At 69.8% G+C, this 19,959-nt stretch carries 7 protein-coding genes and 2 pseudogenes; all 9 read right to left on the bottom strand.

All coding sequences use genetic code 11. From position 1 onward, the window contains the following. Positions 1–104: 104 nt before the first annotated feature. Positions 105–359: pseudogene (locus HK415_RS27070) on the bottom strand (TolC family protein); the annotation flags it as partial. 662 nt (positions 360–1,021) lie between these two features. Further along, positions 1,022–1,222 (bottom strand): annotated as a pseudogene (locus tag HK415_RS27065) (TolC family outer membrane protein); the annotation flags it as partial. 140 nt (positions 1,223–1,362) lie between these two features. Next, positions 1,363–3,288 (bottom strand): cadherin-like domain-containing protein, encoded by a 1,926-nt coding sequence (locus HK415_RS23925; protein ID WP_507236461.1) that lies wholly within the window; start codon positions 3,286–3,288, stop codon positions 1,363–1,365. Next, positions 3,285–5,651: an Ig-like domain-containing protein gene (locus HK415_RS12210; RefSeq protein WP_171559578.1), complete on the bottom strand. Its 2,367-nt coding sequence runs from the start codon at positions 5,649–5,651 to the stop codon at positions 3,285–3,287. Before HK415_RS12210 ends, HK415_RS23925 begins: the two co-directional genes overlap by 4 nt. Continuing rightward, entirely contained in the window at positions 5,612–5,875 is a 264-nt protein-coding gene (locus tag HK415_RS12205; RefSeq protein ID WP_171559576.1) for a hypothetical protein, read from the bottom strand. The genes HK415_RS12210 and HK415_RS12205 overlap by 40 nt, the downstream gene beginning before the upstream one ends. Next, positions 5,815–8,247, bottom strand: a complete 2,433-nt coding sequence (locus HK415_RS12200; protein ID WP_171559574.1) for a hypothetical protein — start codon at positions 8,245–8,247, stop codon at positions 5,815–5,817. Before HK415_RS12200 ends, HK415_RS12205 begins: the two co-directional genes overlap by 61 nt. After that, positions 8,177–16,219 (bottom strand): Ig-like domain-containing protein, encoded by an 8,043-nt coding sequence (locus tag HK415_RS12195; RefSeq protein ID WP_253262202.1) that lies wholly within the window; start codon positions 16,217–16,219, stop codon positions 8,177–8,179. Before HK415_RS12195 ends, HK415_RS12200 begins: the two co-directional genes overlap by 71 nt. Beyond that, a complete protein-coding gene (locus tag HK415_RS25060; protein WP_253261857.1) occupies positions 16,126–17,061 on the bottom strand; it encodes a putative Ig domain-containing protein in 936 nt (311 codons plus the stop codon). Before HK415_RS25060 ends, HK415_RS12195 begins: the two co-directional genes overlap by 94 nt. Further along, positions 17,055–19,952 carry a putative Ig domain-containing protein gene (locus HK415_RS26350; RefSeq protein WP_171559568.1) on the bottom strand — a complete coding sequence of 966 codons (2,898 nt, stop codon included), beginning with the start codon at positions 19,950–19,952 and terminating at the stop codon, positions 17,055–17,057. The genes HK415_RS25060 and HK415_RS26350 overlap by 7 nt, the downstream gene beginning before the upstream one ends. Between the last annotated feature and the right edge of the window lie 7 nt (positions 19,953–19,959).

The raw sequence follows: 19,959 nt of genomic DNA, 5'->3' as shown, positions 1-19,959 counted from the left end.
CCGGCGAGCAGCCGGTCGAGCATGTGCAGGTCCGCCGGCGCGAGCTCGCCGGCTGCCGCCTTCAACTGCAGGCCGGCCACCAGCGTCTGGTAGCGGGACACGGCGAGGTCCTTGCGCGTGGAGTACCACTGCTGTTCGGCGTTGAGCACGTCCACCCGCGTCCGGGTCCCGACGGCCAGCCCGCGCCGGGTGGACTGCACCTGCGTTTCGCTGCTGGCCAGCGCCTTGCGCAAGGCCTGGTGCTGCGCGCTGCCGGAGGAAACGCCGTGAAAGGCCTGGCGCGCGTCGAGCCGTGCCTGCTGGCGGGCGTTGAGGAGCTCCTGGTGCGCGCGTTCGAGCAGCGCCGCCGCCTCGCGCACCCGCGACGCCGTCGCGCCCCCTGGTAGACCCCGAAACTCACGTCGATCCCGAGCGTGATCTGGCGCAGGGCGTTCGGGCCCTGGGTGACGAAATTCCCGTTGCGCGTGTGGTTCAGGCCCGCGACGAGGTCTGCGGTGGGCAAGGCGCTGCCTTCCTGGCGCGCGAGCTCTCGCCGTGCGATCTGCTCGCCGAGTTCGGCGGCGCCGACCTGCAGTGCGGACTCCGGCGCGCGCGCCACCAACCCCTGCAACTGGGCCGGCTCTATGATGTCGACCGGCGACTGTTCGGCGAGCGGCGCCAGGGGTGGCAGCTCGCGATCGATCGCCTTTTCCAGCGTGCTGCGCTTGATCTCCAGGTCGTTGCGCGCCGCGATCTCCTGTGCAATGGTCAGGTCGAGCCGGGCCTGCGCCTCATTGAAATCGGTGATCGACGCCAGCCCGACTTCCATGCCGCGCCTGGCCTGCGCGGCCTGCTGTGCGAAGGTGTCTTTCTGGGCCGCCACGGCCGTCAGCACATCCTGGGCCTGCAACACGTCGAAGTAGCCCTTGGCGACACGCAGGATCAACTCCTGCTCGGCGAGCCTGAGTTGCTGTTCGGCCAGTTGCGCCTGCAGTTCGCCCTGTTGGTAGGTTTCCCAGTTCACCTTGCGAAAGAGCGGCTGCGTCAGGTTCAGCCCGGCCTGGCTCGAGTTGTAGTAGCGCGGGTCGACGACCTGGCCGCCCCCGTTCTCGCGGACCCGCTTGTAGTTGCCGCCCAGGTCGACGTTGGGACGCAGCCCGGCTCTCCCCTGCGCGCTTTTCTCCCGGCCGGCGGCAGCTGCCGCCCGGGCGGATGCGAACTGGGCATCGACCTGCAGCGCCATCGCGTAGATCTCGCCCAGGGTGGCGGCGCCGGCGGCCGCGGCCAGCACCGACAGCGCCGTTGCGGCGATGCCGGAGCGCAGGCCACGCCAGCGCCGCGGCGGTACGGATTCAAGGGTCATCGTGGGCAGTCCAGAACGTTTCATTGCGGTGTCCATCGGTTCAGAGCTTGATGCGCCATTCGTTGGCCCGGGCAGCGGCGGGCCGCGTCCCGGCCAGCCAGCGTGCCAGCCACGGCGCATGGGCTTCGACGGGTGGCAGTTCCAGTGCGGACGCCGCCGCGCGGACCAGTGGCTCGGCTCCGTCCGCGCGCTGCCGGCGCGTGCGCGGCAGGCTGGCTGGCCACGGCAGCGGCAGCCATCGCGAAGTCGCCCACGGTGGCCTCCGGCGCTGTCGGCTGCAGGGGCGCGTCGAGCGGCGTCGCGAGGGCCGGTCCGCCGACGCGCGGCCCGCGGAAGCGAGCCCGGAAATCACCGCCGGGGCGGCCGTCGTGGTCGCCGTCGAGCGCGTCGCCCGTTGCGCCGACGAAACCCGCACCCCGCAGCATGAGCGTGTACTCGGAGTCCCCGGTCCAGCCTCCCTCGGGCAGGAACATCAGGCCTTGTCCGTCGGGATCGAGCACCACCTCACCGCCCAGCACGCGGCCGTCGCGGGTGACCACCAGGTCGCCGCGCTGCAGCGCCAGCGACCATGGCACGCCGTGCCCGAGATCCAGCGCCTCGCTGAAGCGCAGGTGCAGGCTGCCGCCGGTGACGATGGCCTCCTGCACGTGCAGCACCGCCTTGCGGCCCTGCGCCTGGGCCGCGCGTTCGAGAACGCGGGACATGGACTGGGCACTCACCGGTCCCGGCGGCAAGCCGGCGCTCGCGGGAACGCTCAACAGCGTGGCGAGGCCGAGCGCCTGCACCTGCGGGTGCGCACTCTGCGGCACCACCGTGACGCTCAGGTCGATCGCGAACTGCGGCACCGGGATGCTGCCGCCGGGCGCAACAAAACCAGCGGCCGGGCCCTCGCCGCGGCGCGGCGCTTCGCCACCCAGGCCCACGGGCAGCGCGCTGCCCACGGAACCCGGCAAGGACGCAGCCGCGCCGCCGCCGGCTACGGTGCCACGGCCGCCCGGCACCCCGCCTGGAACCGGCACCCCATCAGCACCCGGCACGCTGCCTCCGCCCGGCGTGGGAGCACCGCCCGGCGTCGGCGGGAGCGGCGCGGGGGCCACGTTGCGCGTCAGCACGCCAAACTGCGTGGAGCCGCTGGCGCCGTCGCTGTCGGTCGCGCGCACGCTGAAGGTGTAGCGGCCATCGGCGCCCACCGCACGCCAGCGCAGGCGACCGTCGGCATCGATGCTGGCGCCCTCGGGGCCAGCCGTGACCGTGAAGGCGAACGGCGCCGCCGAGTCGACATCGGTGGCGCTCAGCTGCACCGTCACCATTTCGCCCGCGTCGACCTGCACATCGGCCACGCTTTCCATCACGGGTGCATCGTTGACGGCGCGCACGTCGAGGACCAATGCGGCGTCGGCCACGGACAGATCCGCGCCGCCGCCGTCGTCGCGGACGCGATAACGCAGGGTTGCGTAGCCGGGCCCATGGGCATCGGCGGGCGGTGCGAACCGCAGGCGGCCCGCGGCGAGGTCGGCCAGCGTCACCGTGACCGGCGCGGTGAGCGCGATGCCATCCAGGGTCAGCACGCCGGAGACGGGGAGCTGGGTGATCTGCACTTCGCGCAAGCCATGCCCCGGGACGTCCTGCGGATCGGCCATGGCGAAGTGGGCGGCGTGCAGCGTCACCGTCGTGTCTTCGTCCAGCACTGCGCGGCCGCCGGTGGCCAGCGGCGGGTCGTTCACCGGCGTGACCGTCACCAGCACCTCGGTCTCGGCGCTACCGGTTCGGCCGTCGTCGGCCCGGTAGCTGAATCCGTCCGTGCCGTTGAAATCGGCCGCGGGCGTGTAGGTGAAGGTGCCCCCGGCTCCTGGCGTGAGCGTGCCATGCGCCGGCCCGCGCACGATTACCGGAGCGAGGCTGTCGGCATCGACATCGGCGTCGTTGGCCAGCACGTCGATCGTCACCGGCGTGTCCTCGGTGGTGGCCACGCTGTCCGCCAGCGCCACGGGCGCGTCGTTGACCGGAGTGACCGTGATGGCCACGGTGGCGGATGCGGACCACAGGATGCCGTCGCCGACGCGGTAGACCAGCACGTCGCCGCCGGCGAAGTCGGCCCCGGCGTGTACGTGATGCGGCCGTCCGCGCCGAGCACCGCGCTGCCGTGGGCGGGGGCGGTGACGAGTTCGACCACGAGGCTGTTGCCGTCGGGATCGCTGTCGTTGGCCAGAACGTCGATCGTCACCGCCGTGTCCTCGGGGGTCGACGCACTGTCGTCCAGGGCTTGCGGAGCGTCGTTCACCGGCCTCACCGTGATGTCCACGCTGACCGGCTCTGACCAAGCGATGCCGTCGCTGACACGATAGACCAAGGCGTCGCTGCCGGCGAAGTCGGCCCCTGGCGTGTACGTGATGCGGCTGTCCGCGCCGAGCACCACGCTGCCGTGGGCGGGGCCGCTGACCAGTTCGACCACGAGGGGGTCGCCGTCGGCGTCGACGTCGTTGGCCAGCACGGCGATCGTCACGGGCTGGTTGCGCACGGTGACGGCGGTGTCGGGTTGTGGCAGCGGCGCGGCGTTGCCGGCATGCACCGAGATGTCGACCGCCGTCGCGGCGCTGGTCATGCGGCCGTCGGTGACCTGGTAGAAGAAGCGATCGCTGCCGACATAGCCGGCATCCGGCAGGTAGCTCAGCTGGCCGGCGGGGTCTATCGTCAATGTGCCATGCGTCGGTGCGCTCACAGCGCTGACGCTGAGCACATCGCCATTGGCGTCGACGTCATTGGCCAGCACGTCGAACACGCGGGCGGTGTCCGGCGGCAGGCTGAACGCGTCGGCCAGCGCCGCCGGCGCGAGGTTGCTGTCGACGATGAACTCGACGTTGTCGATGCCGATGGAACTGGTGCGTGAACCAAACCCGAGCAGATCAAAGCTCAATACCAGCGGCTGCGAGGCAGCGAGCGCCGAGACGTCGATGCGAACCTGCATGTTGCCGCTGCCGGGCAGCAGCGCGCTGCTCACGCCGTCGAAGGTGACGCCCGCGGCAGCGTGGATCCGTCCGTCACTCTGGATGTTGATCGCCGCATCGGTATGGGTCATGCCGATGGCGCCCAACAAGGACGCGCCGGTGTCGAGGTCGAGCACCGCCACTTCGAAGGCATCGCCGATGCCCTCGCCGTCGACGCCGAACCCGACGTTCGTCAGGTCGAAGGCGAGGAAGCGCGCTCCCTGCGGGACCAGCATCTGCTGCGACAAGCGAGTGTTGAAGATCGCACTCTCCGACAGCGTCGCGCTGCCACCGGCGATGTTCACATCGCCGCGCGTGCTCCAGGCCGAACCGTCGACGAAGTCGCCGTTGCTGACCCCGCTGGCCAGCAGCCCGGCGTCGGACGACGAGACACCGGGCGCGGCGCGCTGGCGCAGGTCGGTGGCCTGCGGCAGTCGCCGCTCGCCCACATGCAGGGTCACGCCCATCACGCCCGGCGCACCGCCCTGGCTGTGCGCCAACTCCAGCGTGTGGCCGTATTCGTGCATCAGCAAGGACAGCAAGTCGATCCGGCCGGAGGCTGCGCCGCTCAGGGTCCAGAGCCTCGACGCACCGTCGGTCAACGCGTATTCCTCGTTGCTGCCCGGAGTGGCATCGATGTACCAGCCGCGCCCTGCCGCGTCGTCATCGATCGTGATGACGGACGCCGCACCGTCCTGCGCCATCGTCAGTCCGAGCACGTCACTGCCCAGGTCGCCCACCACCAGGCGCACATCGGCGAGGTCACTCGTGTCGGCGCCCACGGCGCGCCATGCTGCGATGGCCTGCGCTGCCAGCGGCGCCAGCGCCGCTTCGAGGGCCGACGCTTCCCCGCCGCTGCCTGCCTGTGTCCCCGTGCCTGCACCCGCCGCGCCTGCAGGACTGACGAGCAAGGTCCTGCGTGCGCTGCCGCCGTCGTCGTCTGCAACTGTCAGCGTCACGGTCCGCGGCGCATTGAAGCTGTGGCTGACGTTCGCACCCGCATTGGTCACGACCGTGCCGTCGCCGAAGTCCCAGGTGTAGGCGAATGTGTCGTCCAGGCCCGGGTCGACCAGACTGGCGCTGAGGTCGAACGACCCCGGCGTGGCGAGCGACCTGACAGCCGCCAGCGTCGCCGTCGGCGCGACATTGCGCACCGCGAAATCGAAGTGGAATTCCGGCTGCAGCGCGCCGGTGACGCCGCCAAACGAGTACTTGAAGGTGACGCGGGCCTGGTAGGCGTCAGGCTGCACGCCCGGGCGGTCGTCGCGGTACTGGTGGCTGAGCGTCATGCGCGCCACGCCGTCGGCGCCCGGCTCGGGCAGCACGCTGCCGCCGACCGGTGTGCCGTCCCCCAGTCGATCTCGACGCTGTAGGGCTGGCCGGGCGGAGCGCCCGGCACGGCCACGTCGATGTGCGCGAGGTCGCCCTCGTTCAGCGTCGTGTCGGCGGCGCTCGCTTCGACCTCGATCAGGTCGGCGACGACGATTTTCAGGCTGTAGCCGCCCTTGCCGTGGTCATCGTCCTCGACCTCGAACAGCGCCGTGTACACCCCGGGCAGGGCAAGCGACAGCGTCGGCTCGAATTCGTCCGACCCGGCCACCAGGGTTCCGGCGGCATCGGTGATCTCCCACAGGAAGGTGAATTCGTCGAGCACGCCCTTGTCGAGCCACGTCGACCGCAGCGTGAACGGCTGGTTGGCGTTGACCGCGATATCGGGGAACAAGCCGGCAACGGGGCGGCATTGCTCACCGTCAGCGAGGCACTGTCGCTGGCCACGCCGCCGTCGTCGTCCTTCAGCGTGAGCACGGCGCTGCGCACATCCGAAGTCGTTTCCGACGGGTCGTCGTCGAGGAACTCGCGCTCGACGGTGTAGCTGCTGCTGCCGGCCGGCAACGCGAACACCTGCGTCACGCCGTCGTCCCACGCCACCGTGAGCTCGAAGCTGTCGTTCACACCCGCATCCGCGATCGTGAGCAGCAGCCGCGCCGTGTCGCCTTCGACGATGCTGGCCGCCTCGACCGCCACGCCCATCGTGGGCGCGACGTTGGCCACGTGCAGGTCGAGGAAGTCGCTCGCCTGGCCGGTGTCGTCGTCCTCCACCCGCACGTCGAAGCGCAGATCGTCGCCGTCGCTGCCCGAGGGGTCGTCGTCTTCGATCGGAATCGTGACGACGAAGCTGCCGCTGCCGGGCCCGGTGCTCGTGACCGGCACGGTCAGCGCGCGGCCGGCCCATTGCACGGTGACCGTGTGCACGTCGCTCCAGCCGTCGTCGGAGATGGTGCCGCGCAACACGGCGCTCTCGCCCTCGGCAATCGTCGATGCGTCCAGCGCCAGCGTCTCGATGCGCGGCGGCTTGTTGGCGATCTCGATGGTGGTCGCCCCGGTCCCAATGCCGCCGTCGTCGTCCGTCGCAGTGATCCTGATCGGCAGCGTGTCCAACGCTGTCCCCTGGCTCGGCTTGTCGTCCAGGTAGAGGTGCGTGGCGCGGAAAGTGCCGGGTGCGCCGGCGCTGGGGAGCGTCAGCACGGTTGCCGAGGTTTCGTGGCCGTCGCCCCAATCGACCTTGATGGTGTAGCCGTCGTTGCCCAGGGCCGGGTCGCTGAAGTTGCCGGTGAGCACGGCCACGCTGTTTTCGTCGAGGCGCAGGTCCTGCAGCGCCAGGCCGCTCACGACCGGCGCAACGTTGCTGATTTCCAGGCTGGCTTGGGCCGTGCTGGCGCCGATGACGTTGGTGGCGTTGACCTGCACCAGCAGTGTGTCCTGCGCCGTCCCCGAGGGGTTGTCGTCCGCGTAGGAATGGTAGAAGGTGTGCGAGGTGGTGCCGGCCGGCACGGTGAAGCTCTCCGGGGCGCTGCCGTCCTTCCAGGCGACGAAGAGCTGGACCGGCTGCGCCGCGTCGGCCGGAGCGAACGTGACATCCAGGCGTGCCTGGCCACCCTCGACGATGGGCGCGGCGATGCGCGCCTCCAGACCCGCACTGAAGCGCACGTCGTCGAGGAACACGAGCTGGCTGGCGAGGAAGTCCAGGGTCGCCGGGCGCGCAATGCCCAGCACGGCGCCGGGCCCGACGAATTCGATGTCGTCGGGCACCTCGATCCCCACGAACTCGAACTCCAGCATCGCCGCCTTGCCCTTGAAGGTGTCCGGCACCTCGACGCTGTAGTTCAGGCGCTGGAAAATCGACGGCGACAGCCTGATCGGGGCCAGCGGGACCGCGGCCAGCCCCGGATCCATATCGGTCGGCTTGAACGTGATCTTCAGCTTGGCATCCGGCGAGGACAGGTAGGGCGCGAAGATGCTGAATGCCAGCAAGGGCTGGTTCATCGCAGTGCTGGGCACCATCAGCCGGTTGTGCGTGACCTTGTCGAGATTGATGCCACCGCCCGCGAACTTGGCCACCACCTCCTGGACGAGCTGGCGTCCTTCGCCGGCCGGGATCATTCCCGACAGCACGCCCCGCAGGGCGCTGCCGCCGCCCATCAGCAGCGCGTAGTTCGACACCCCACTGGGGAGCTGAGACTTCAGCCAGGAGACCAGTGCCGCCTTGATCGCACCCTTCGCCGCATCGAGCCCGATCGTGTCGAAGCCCGCGCCGTCGATCTTGACGTAGTCCTTCAGGTCCAGCGCGATCAAGCCTTGCTTCTTCGCCTCCTCCAGGATCGAGCCGGTGATCTCCCACAACTTCTTGGTCGCCTCCAGGCGCAGCGCGAACGGCTTGTCCTCGCCCCAGTTGTCGTCGTACCAGGTCTTGTATCCCGGTGAACTGCTCGCCGTGGGCTCCTCGGGAACGCCCAATGTGTCGCCGATGACCTTGTCGGTGAGCTTGCCGATGATCTTGTCGGCGACCGTGTCATAGATCTTCTCGAAGACGCTCATCGCGGCCGTCGTCGGGTTGGTTTCGAAGGCGAACAAGCCGGTCACGTCGATGTCCCCGACCAGCGGGGCGCTCACATGGAAACCCGATCCACCATGGAACGACCAGCCGGGCAGCTCGTACGACAGGGGGAAACGTCCGCTGTCGCCGCCGACCAGGCGGCGCCACAGCGACTGGCGCAAGCCGTTCTCGAAATTGCCGTTGAAGACCGAAGGCACCGCTTCGGTGCCGGCCGTGACTTCGGTGTTGTCGGTGCTGACCGGGACGCCGGGGCCTGTGGGCGCTGGCGGTGTCCCTGGCGCGGGCGCCGGCGCGGGTGCCGGTGTCGGCGCAGCAGGGCGCTGCGACGCGCCGCCGCCGACCTCGCTGAAGTACCAGCCGTTGGTCACGCCTTCCCAGATGGAAGCCGGGTCGGTCCAGGGCGTGCCGCTGGCGCTGCTGCTGGGCGCCGTGCCCGGAATGCTCCAGTACCACGGGCGCTCGTTGAACCGGAACGACGGCAAGCCGGCGGTGGTCAGCGCGATCTCGCCCTGGTCGACCGCGCGGCGGTACAAGGGAGCATCGGCGAAACGGTAAAGGCTGGTGTCGGCCGTGCCGGCATACCACTGCCATACGCGGCTGTGCGGGCCGCCGATGCCCAGCTCGAACCCAAGGCTGATCGGCAGCGGCACGCCCAGGCCCAGGATCGGAATCGGCACCGAACCCTTGAAGTCGTCCTGCGTGAACCCGGCCACGCCGTTGAGTGACCAATCGATGTTGGCGCCGTCGATCGAAATCCCGTTCGGCGTGGCGGTAAAGTCGGCCACGCCGATCGGCGCCAGCCCGCCCACGGTCCCCGTGATTGCGCCGGAGCCGTTGGTCTGGAAGTAGTTGTCGAGGAAGGCGACGTTGCTCCAGCGCTTGACGTCCGGATCGCTGAAATCGTCGTACGGAATATCGAGTGCGATCCCCAGCGCGCTGGCCAGGTCGAGCACCTTGTTGATGCTCGCCTTGAGGGTTTGCAGGGTCGGCAACGCGGCGGCCAGGGGCGGCGCTGCAACGGAACCCGCCGCGATCGCGCCCTGGGCCAGCGTGATCGCCGTCGTGATCGTCTTCAGGAAGGACTCGACCGGCACCTTCAGCGCATCCTGCTTGAAGTCGTGGGGATCCAGCGTCGTCATGTGGACGTCGGCCACCGCCGGGTCGTAAGTACCCAGGCGTTGCACGATCTCGCTGTTGACGACGGTGCCGCGGCTGTGGCCTATGAAGTGCAGCTTGGAGCCGAACAGCGTGCCACCCGCCTTGTTGTCCAGGTCCTTCAGCGACGCGTAAAGCGCGTCGGCGGCGGCTTCGGAGAAGCCCGCATCGCTGATGTCGGATTCCGAACCAGTCCGAAACCAGCACCACCGCCTTGCCCGGCTTCAGCGCCGCCAGGCCCTTGAGGCCGCTGGCCACGTCGACCCACTGGCCGGTCAACTTGTCGTACGAGAGCACCACGCCGCCGCCGCTGGCGTCGGCGATCAGCCGCGCCAGTTGCATGAAGGGCTCGGGCTGCGCGAAGCGATCGCTGCCGCCGGTGGGGTCGAGCTGGAAGCCGTGGGTCAGTATCGTGACCCCGTTGTAGGTCGTGCCGCTGGACTGCGGCTTGGCGATGAACGACGCCGATTCGCTGAACTTGTCGCCGCCCGACCTCAGCTCGACGCCCCAGTAATAGCGCTGGCCTGCGGTCAGCACACCCGGTGAGAACGGCAACGTGAATTCGTTCGTGCCGGCCGGGATGAAGTCCGAGGTGTAGATGCGGTTCGGGTTGTTGTCGGGCAGGCCGTGGATGTTGAGCGGATCGGGTGCTTCAGCCTCCAGGATCGGCGTGCGGCTGCTCGGCGCATCGTTGGGCCACAGCCCCAGGCCGGGTGGCAGTGCGCTGAGGAAGACGCGCGAGGTGTAGCTGGCCGAACCGAGCAGGCTGGTGTCGACCGACCACTTGAAGGTCAGCGTCGAGCCGGGTGCATTGACCTCGCGCGTGTCGATCGGCGAGATCAGCGTCAGCGGGTCGTTGGGCTGGATCGCCAGGCCGCGGATCGCCGCGGCCACCGGGATCGCCGGCAGGTTGACCGGCAGGTCCTGCACCGCCACCAGCACGTCGGTGAGGATGATGGGCGGATCTTGCTCCTGCGGCAGGTTGTCGATCGGGAAGCGCTGCAGCATCTCGACGCGGCGACCCGAGGCATCGGTGGTCGCCGTGTTCGGCACCAAGGGCACGACGCGAGATCGCTGCAGCAGGTTCTCGATGTCGAACACCACGATGTCGCCGGTGCCCTTGTAGACGGCATACAGCTTCTTGTTGTCCGACGACAGTTCGAGCTCGTTGGCAAAGCCGAAGGGAATCGGTGTCGTCGCGCCGACGATCTTCGGGCTCGGCCCGAACGGGTCCTTGACAATGGCGATCTTGGCGCCGGTCTCGTGCTTCTCCTCGTATTCGATCATCGAGGCGCCGCCGGTCGGGCCCACGCTCAGCGGCACATACCAGTCGCTGACGAACGCGTAGCTCAGGTCCGGCAGGACGACGACGTCGGCCGGGTTCTTGATGCTGAGCTGGTAGTGGAAGCTCGGGTTCGGCGAGACCGTCAGGTCGATCGCCTTCAGGTCGGCCGCATAGGCCAGCGGGTCGTCGGAGGTGACCTGGATCGTCGAGAGGCCGTAGATCGTGTTGTCGTCAGGGGCGCGGTCGACGATCTTGCGCAGCCGCGACGTGAACATCATGCGGTTCGGGTCGCTCGTGGCCTTGATGCCGAACGGTTCGACACCGCCGTCGAGCTCGGCGATCACCTGGCGCCACTTGCGCGCGTTCAGCGGCGTCGGATTGGTCGCCGTCGGCACGGGTCGGTCGGCCTCGTCGACATTGATCACGAGGACCTTGCCCGCGGTGCGGTGGGTGCCGGAAGTGCCCGTCATCCACGACAGCTCGCGCGTCGGGCCGTACAGCTCCGTGGCCGGCGCCGTGACGTACAGCCGCGTGCCGCCGGCATTGACCGCCATGTCGTTGAACTTGCCGGTCAACGTCGGGGCCGCGATCGTCTGCACCCGCTGGTGCAAGGTCGGAGAGCCGGGGTCGATGTCGATCACGTAGATCGCGCCGCCGCCTCCAACGTAAAGGTAACGCCCGTTCGGATCGAGCGCCATCGCGCTGAGCATGGGCTCGTTGGCCAGGCCGCTCGGGTCGGTCGGGTCCGGCGGACCGTACATGAACGGCAGTTCGATCATGTCCACCGCGCTGGTGGTCGGGTCGGCATCGGACAGGCGCAGTGCCACCCCGTCGATCACCGCCACAGCCGCATGCAAGCCGCGTCCGCGGTCCTGGCGCACGATGGCAAACGCGCGTGACAGGTCGCTGGTGACCAGCGTCCCCGTGACCTGACGGGGGATAGGCGGCGTCGGTGGGTTCGGCGGGCTCGGCGGTGCCGCCGGGTCGGGCGTGACGATGGCGATGTTCTGGATGACCTGCTCGGTTCCCGGCTGGCCCTTGAACTGCACGTCGATGACGGACACGCCGTCGAAGCGCCCGGTGAAGCCATAGCCGCCGGGGTTGTCGACGCGCACGCTGTTGCGGCTGCGCACCCAGGTCGTGTTGCTGCCCAAGGAGCCGCCGACCATCGCGACGACTTTCTCGCCACGCTCGATGAAGATGTCGGCCAGGCCCAACACCACGGTCGCGGGCACCGTCACGGTGACCGAAGTCGCGCTGACGGCGCTCGCGGTGACGACGATGTCCCGCCCGCCCTGGCGGAAGACCACGCGCGCACCGGCGGACGGGTCGATCACGTCGAGGAAGTCGCTGCCGGTGATGGTGACGCTGGCCGTCGCGGCGACGAACGAGGCGCCGGTCAGCGTCGGGTCGAGCGACGGCAGCGAAGGCGGCAGTTCGACGCTGACGCGCAGGCGCGTCGATGTCTGGCCGACATCGATCGGTACCACCGTGGTCAGCGTTTGCTCGGCGTACGACGCATACAGCCTGACCAGCGTGGCCTGGTAGATCATCGGGAAGACGAGCACCGCCGTGGCCAGCGTTCCCGCAATGGCCACGCCGGCGAGCGTGCCGGTGGCGGCCCCGACGAGAAGGATCTGGCTGGCCGCCATCCAGGCGTCGAGGTCCAGCGTGACGGTGCGCAGCGGCTGGTTGGCACGCGCGATGAGGATGTTGCCGTTGCTGGACAGGCCCGGCCACGGCGGCGAGGTGCTGCGCGCCACGCCGTCGGCGCCGACGATGCCGGTGTCGAGCACCGCCCAGTATTTCTGCGGCGTCCCGTCGACCAGGCTGGACTCGATCTGGCGCAGGAAGTAGACCGTCTCGCCCGCGACGGCGCCCGCCACGGGCGCGGCGATCTGGATCGGACCATTGACGGTGGCCCCCTGGATGTCCAGGCGGAAGGCCCCGGCGAAGTCCATCACGGTGGGCACCACGACCTCGAGGTCCGCCTCGGCCAGTGTGGTCACGCTGACCGTTGCCGGACCGGACAACTGGCCCGCGCCGAACGCCACGGACTGGCCCCCGTCGCCCTCGACGATGACCGCTGCGCTACCGACGACCGCGGGCCCGGTCAGCGGCCGCAACACGGTCACTGGAATGACTTGTTCGCCCGACTCGAAGATCGCCGTCACCGTGGTCGTGCCTTCGGCCAGCGCGGTGAGCTGGCCATCGGCCGTGATCGACAGCAGGGCGCTGTTGCCGACCACGTAGCGCACCCCGTCGGCGGCGCGGCTCACGTCGTTGGTCCCCCATTGCACGACCATCTGGCGCTGCGCGCCGGCCGTCATCGCCAGGCTGTCGGGGTAGGCGTCGATGCCGCTGTAGTAGGTGTAGACCTGTGCTGCCGTGCGCGGCGTGCCGACGCCGATCGCCGCTGCCGCCGAGATGGCGCCGCGCGTCACCAGCAAGCCGCCGCTGCCTTCTGACAGCGCCGTGATGCTGCCGCGCGCATTCACCGCGGCCACTGCCGGATCGAAGCTGGAGAAGCTCAGGTAGTCCGCCGGCAATGCCACGTCGGCCTCGTCGGCGAAGGTGCCGATCAGGCGCACCGCGTACTGGTCGCCGGGCCGCAGCTTGAAGTCGCGGCGGTCGAAATCGATGGCAAGCAGCGGCGAGTCGCTCACCGTGAAGCTGAGCGTCGTGGGCGTGGATGCCGAGTAACCGTCGTCGGCGACCACCGTGACGGTGCCGGTGCCGGTGAATCCGGCACTCGGGGTGAACAGCACGGTCCGACCGTCTCCGACGATCTGCGCGCTGCCCTGGCTGGTTCCGGTGATGCGCAGGCTCAGTCGGTCGCCTTCCGGGTCCGTGACCAGGTTGCCGATCGCCCGGTCGGCCGCCAGGTCCACGTGGGTCTTGAAGGCGCCGGACGCGACGCTCGGGGCCTGGTTCGGGGCGTAACCCAGGTTGGCGAACAGCAGCTGCACGTCCGAAGCGTCGACGTCGCCGTCGCGCTCCACATCGGCCGCCATGCTGTAGGCTCCGGCGCGTGCGATGGCCATGGCTTGTGCATCGCGGCCATCGACGCGCTGGTCGCCGTTGAGGTCGCCGGCGACGAACAGGCGCAGCGCATAGTCTCCGGATCCGCTGCCGGCCAGCTCGAGTCGCTTCAGGCCGGCGCTGTCGACCCGGTACAGCGCGAAGACTTCACTGCCCTCGACCCGGCTTACCAGGGGCGACAGGCCGTCGATCTGCGGCAGCGCGGGGATCAGGTCACCCGAGGTGGCGCTCACCACCACGCCGAGCAGGACCGCGCCGCCGGCGGTGGCCTGCAGCTCGCTCTCGCGCACGCTGAAAGTCAGCCGGGCGGTCTGCCCCGCCGCGAGGCTGCCGGAATGCCCGGCATTCAAATAGGCCAGCGCGGCACCGAGATCGGCGTCGATCGGCATCACCGTGGCCTCGCCACCATAGGTCACCGCGACGCCGCCCGCGCTGCCCGCCGACAGGGCGAGCACACCCTGCGCGCCGTAGGCATAGCGCTGCGATTGCGCGGCGCTCAGGTTGCGTGCGCTCACCAGCCGACCCTGGTCGTCGTACTCGTAGCTGAAGATGCGCCCGTCGGGCGCGACCACCGCGGAAAGGCGTCCCTGGCCATCGGCGACGAAGCGGATCAGGTCGCCGTTGGCGGCCACGACACCGCTGTCGCTGACGCCCAGGCGCACGCCGTCGGCAAACACGATGCCGGTGACGCCCCGCGCGGCGTTGATCTCGTATCGCGTGCCCGCGGCGCTGACCAGCGTGTACTGCGCGCGGTCGGGCGTGGCTGCCGCCGGGTTGTACGGACGCGTGCCGTCAAGCAGGTAGTAGCGGTCGCCGGCGCGCAGCAGCTTGTCCGGCACCGACTCGAGCTGCCAGCCGGAGCCGGCATCTGCGACCCAGTGCGCCTCGAACCACGACAGGCCGCCGCGGCTGACGGCCTGCGGCGCGAAGGTGAAACCGACGCGTTCGCCGCTCGGCGCACTCAGGTAGACGCGCGTGCCTTGCTCCAGCGGCGGGTACAGGCCGCGCTCTTCGGCGCCGCCCAATGGCAGGTCGCTGGACAGGTCGGTGTCGCGCCAGGCGAGTCGCCAGCCGCTGCCGAAGGAGCCGTCGCGGTCGGCGGCCCGCGAGTCGTAGTGCCGGGTGAAATCCAGCGCATGGCCGGCCAGGGCCGCGCTGAAGTCGCTCTCGCTGCGCGCGTAGCCGCTGCTGGCGCCTGCGGCGCGAATCTCGACTTGCACTTGTGTGCGCGCGCTGCGCCCCGCGACGTCGGTGGCGGTCAGTCGCAGCACGTAGGCGCCGGTCTCGAACGCGGAGGGCGCCAAGCTGGCCAGCGCGCCGCTGATGGCGGCCTGCCCGTGCGCCAGTACGCTGAAGCGCTCGCTGCCCAGGCGCGCGATCTCCAGTGTCCAGGATTCGAGGTTGCTGTCCACGATGCTGGCGTTGAGGACGGTGGCCGTCTCCAGCGTGCGCCCGCCCAGCCCGGGCTCGAACGCCACGACCGGCGCCGCGGCGTCCGCCGGATCGCGCACCTTGAGAACCAGATGGGTCGACCCGACGAAACCGTCCAGGTCGGTCGCCGTCGCCTCGAGCTGGAACAGGCCGCTGGCGGGCGCGGTGAAGATCGCGCGGCCCTGGCCGTCGAGCGCCACCGCCATGCCATTGATGGTCAGGCTGCGCGAGGCCACCGCGGAGATGGCATCGGCCAGCACGCTGATCGCCACCGGCTGCCCCGGCACCGCCGGGAAGCTGGGCGTGAGCACGATGGCGACTTGCGGGCCTTGTGGCTGCGTCAGCGCGCGCAAGGCCAGTCCGCGCTGCACCGTCGACTTGCCATCGCTCACACCGACGATGACCAGGTAGTCGCCCGCCTGGCCGGCGCCGGGGGTCCAGCGCAGCTGGCCGGTGGCGGCGTCCAGCGTGGCCCCCTCGGGCAGGCCCTGGGCCGAGAAGACGAGCGTCTCGCCGAGATCCTCGTCGCTGGCGGCGACGCTGAACTCCAGCGGCTGGCCGAGTTCGGCCAGGTGGTTCGTGAAGGACAGCAGCGGCGCGCGGTTGACGTCGGCGATCGCGACCTGGACGGCCATCGAATCCTGCGCACCGGACGCATCGCTGACGGTGAAGTTCAGCGTGTAGTCGCCCGCTTGCGCGTGCGAAGGCAACCACTCGAAGCGGCCGTTGGAGCCGTCGAAGAAGGCCCCCTCGGGCAGCGTGCCGACCGGCGTGTAGCGCAGCGCGTCGCCATCGGGGTCGGTGCCGACCAGGGTGAATTGCAGCAACTGGCGTTCCTGTCCGCCCAGGGGCGGCATGCCGGCGAGCAAGGGCGCCTGGTTGTTCTGCGCCACGGTGATCGCGATCGTTTCACTGACGGTCGCGGCCCCGTCGGAGACCGACAGCACGATGCCGGGGTAGCGGCCGGCGGCGAAAAGGTTCGGGGTCCAGGTCAGGCGCCCGGTCGTCGGGTCGAAGCGGGCACCGGCCGGCAGGTTGGCGACGGTGTAGCTGAGCGAGTCGCCGTCGCTGTCGCCGGCCGCCATCTCGATGACCAGCGGCGAGCCCTCGGTCGCCACGCGGTCCCCCACCGGGGGAGGATCGGCGCAGCATTGGCGGCGCGCGCCTCGAGCTGGATCGTGCGGCTGTCGCTCTGGCCCAGGCTGTCGGTGACGGTGAATGTGATCTCGTGGACGCCGGCGCTGCCCGGCGTCCAGCTGAAGTCGGCCGTGCCGTAGACCGCGCCGGGCAGCAGTGTCGCGCCGGCGGGCAGGGCATCCGCCGTCAGCGTCAGCGCGTCCTCGTCGAGATCGCCGGCGCTCACGGTGAAATTCAAGGCCTGGCCGATCAATGCCACCTTGTCGCCGATCGGTGCCAGCACCGGCGTCTCGCCGGCGGAGTCGACCTTCACGACGAACGTGCGGGTCTCCCGCAGGCGTCCCTTTTCGCCCTCGCCGTCGCCATCGTCGCGCGCCACCAAGGTCACGAGATAGTCGCCGCGGTCACGTTCTCCGGGGGCGACGCGAAGCACGCCGGTGCCGTTGCCGGTGGCCCTGAAATCGAACAAGGGCGCACGACCGTCGGCGCGCAGCGGCAAGCCATCGAAGGCCACCGGCTGGTCGAGGCCCTTGAGCGTCACCTCGAAGCGCAGGTCCAGCGCATTGCCGTCGGCATCGGTGACCGCGATCGGGATCTCCAGCACCTCGCCCTTGGTCACGACCTGGTTGTCGATCGCCACGATCGCCGGCACGCGGTTGGCATTGCGCACGCGCAACGGAATCACCGCCACGGTGGACAAGGGCGTGCCCGTGCCGTCACCGTCGTCGGTGGCCGTGACGGTGACCGAGTGACTGCCGGCCTGGTCGAAACCGGGCGTCCAGCTCAGCATGGCCGTCTCGGGGTCGAAGACCGCGCCGGGGGCAGCCCGCTGACGCTGTAGACCACCGTCGGCTGCGTGCCCAGCAATGGCGTCACGGCACCCGTTGACAGGCGGTCCGGAAGCACGAAGCCGACGTTGTCGGGGTCCAGCGCGAAAGTGCGCAGCGACAGCAACTGGCCCTCGGCCACCGTCAACCCGGTGAACGAGTCGAACTCGGGCGCAGCGTTGACATTGAGCACTTCGAGCTGGAGCTCGACCTCCGAGTTGACCCGGTTGTCGCCCACCCAGATCGCGATGGTGTAGCTGCCCGCCTGGTTGAACGAGGGCGTCCACTCGAACACGCCGGTGTTCGGGTTGATCGCCGCCCCGCTGGGCAGGTTGGGACTGGTGAAGACGAGCGCGTCGCCGTCCAGGTCGATGGCATTGAACGCGATGCGTATGGGGTCGCCCTCGCGCACGGTGCGCGGCGCCACCGCATCGAGCATCGGTGGAGCGTTGGCCTGCAAGACCGTGATCCGGATCGCGGCTTCGGACATCAGACTTCCGTCGCTGGCGACGAATCGCACGTCGCTGTAGATGCCCGCCTGGTCGAAGCGCGGCACCCACTCGAAGACGCGACCGATGGGATCGAACACCGCGCCGGCCGGCAGCTTGTCCATCGACAGCGACAGCGTGTCGCCGTCCGGATCCACGGCATCGACGGCGATGTGCAGCAACTGGCCCTCGAGCAGCGTGTATTCCGGCTTGAGACCGAGCAGCACCGGGGCGCGATTGCCCTGCGCCACGTCGATGCTGAAGTTCTGCTGGGCGAACGCACCGCGCGCGTCGTACGCCCGCAGTGCCACGTTGGCCCGGGCCGGCGTCCCGGCGTCCGGAATCCAGCGCAGGACCCCGGTGTCGGCATCGAGTTCCATGCCGTCGGGTCCGGACACCAGCAGGTAACGCAAGCCCACGCCGTCCGGGTCGAGCGCCTGCAAGGGGTAGGCATAGCTCTGGCCCACGGTGGCGGTGCCGACCGGCGTGCTGAGCCACAGCGGCGCCACGTTCGGGTACGGGAGCGCGTAAATGCTGTTGCCCAGGTTGGCGCGCTGACCCAGCGGGTTGGTCAGCATCACGGTCTGGACCACCGTGGACTCGCCGGGCGCGAGCCCGCTGCCGTCCACGCCCAGGTCGATCAACCACAGGCCGTTGGAGCTGAGGCCGCCGACCAGCGCACCCTCGAAGTAGCGTGCGGGGTCGATCACCAGCATCAGCGGCGCACGCAGGTCGTAGGGACTCGTGTTGGTCACGCGCACGTCGTAGCTGAACGTGCCGCTGAGGCGGTCCGATCGGGTGGCCTCGAAGTCCAGGCGCACCAGCGCCGAGAAATCGCTGACCGCGGTGAATCCCGAGACGAAGTCCTCGGCCAGCGCCAGGCCCTGGCGGCTGCGCACCAATGCGCTGACCGTGAGTTCGATGTTGCCGGGCTGCAGTTCGTCGAAGCGCAAAGTAGCCGTCCGCGTGACCGCGTCATAGAACACGCTGCGCACCAGCAGCGGCGTGCCATCGCTGGTCAGGCGGTAATTCGCCGGGTTGGTCACCGAAGCCGCCAGGGTGTCGCTGTCCGCCAGCATGTCGTGGTCGAACACGACCGAGATCTCGGGCAGCGGCAGCGGAACCAGCGCACCGTCCGGCGGACCCACGCTGACCACCAGCGGCGCCACCATCGGCGCCAGCACATCGACCTGCGCGCCGTTGGCGATCAGCAGGCGGCCATCGCCGGTCGCCAGCAATTGCTCGGCGCTGGGACCGCCGCGCGCGACTTCCAGCACGCGCATCGTGGCGAGGTCGACCATGTAGAGGTTGGCGGCATCGCTGCTGCCCGACGGAATGCGGGCGGACACGAACAGCAAGCCTTCGAGCGCCGTGCCGGCGCGGCCGAAGGCGAGCGAGTCCAGCGCCGCATCCATCCGCAGCTGCACCTGTGCGCGGCCGCGGTGGTCGAAGCTCAGCACGTCGCCGCGCCGCGGCCAGGCCGTTGCCCACAAGCTGCCGTCAGGTGCGATCGCGAGATCGTCGACGCGCGAGTTGCTGAAGTGGCTGAAGCGGCGCGTCGCCAGGTCGAAGCGCTCGATGCCGTCGCCCGAAGAAACGAAGATCACGTTGTTCGCGGCGTCGAAGGCCAGGGCCTGCGTCAGGCTGTCGCCGTAGCGGTTGATGATCGCAAGCGACGTCGGGTCCAGCTCCAGCAGCTGGCCGCCGCCCGAAGTGGCCCAGAGACCGCCGTGGCCATCCCAGGCCAGGTCGAACACCGGGCTGTCGAGTTGCACCGCGGGCGCCAGCGCGTGGCCGCCGTCCTGGTCGAACACGTACAGCGCGCCGCGATTGCCGCCGCCGCTGACGACGTAGCTGCCGTCGGGCCGGTCGAGCAGCGCGAGCGGACCAATGCCGGAAAAGCTCTGGCCCACGCCGGTACCGAAGGCTTCGCCGCCGAATGGTGCAATCACCGTCGTGAACAGCGAGGGCCGCAGCGGCTGCAGTGCCGGCAGGTTGGCCTGCGCCTGGACGAACAGTTCGTTGGTCGGCGCAGTGTTGCTGGCCGGCGGCGGTGCGGCAACGTCCTGCGACGTGCGCCCAACCTCGGGCGTGCCGCCGACATCGACCACCGTGCCGTCGCTCGGCACGTCGCTTCCGGGAGGCAGTTCGCGATTGCCGGCCAGGTCGACGGACAGCGCCAGGAACTCGTACCGCGTGCCGGGCTCGCCTTCGTAGACGGCTTGCGTCTCCTGCGTCTGGCGCTGCCAGATCGACCAGTTGCCGCCTTCGGCGCGCACGTAGACGGTGGTGTGCCGCACGCCCGAGCCGCCGGGCTCGTCGCCGGCCTCCCATTGCACCAGCCAGTCGCGGCTGCCGGCCTGCACCGGTGCT

Origin of the sequence: Ramlibacter montanisoli (assembly GCF_013087525.1) — a bacterium.
Classification (GTDB): Bacteria; Pseudomonadota; Gammaproteobacteria; order Burkholderiales; family Burkholderiaceae_C; genus Ramlibacter; species Ramlibacter montanisoli.
Note: the sequence above shows the minus strand (reverse complement) of the source record. Positions and strands in the feature narration are given on the sequence as shown.

Bases quoted from the DNA above. Each gene is read 5' to 3' on its own strand.
- HK415_RS12195 (WP_253262202.1), bottom strand. From the start codon at position 16,219: ATGGCGGCCGGCGACAGCGACGGCGACTCGCTCAGCTACACCGTCGCC.
- HK415_RS25060 (WP_253261857.1), bottom strand. From the start codon at position 17,061: ATGCTGAGCTGGACGCCCGGTTTCGACCAGGCCGGCAGTCACTCGGTC.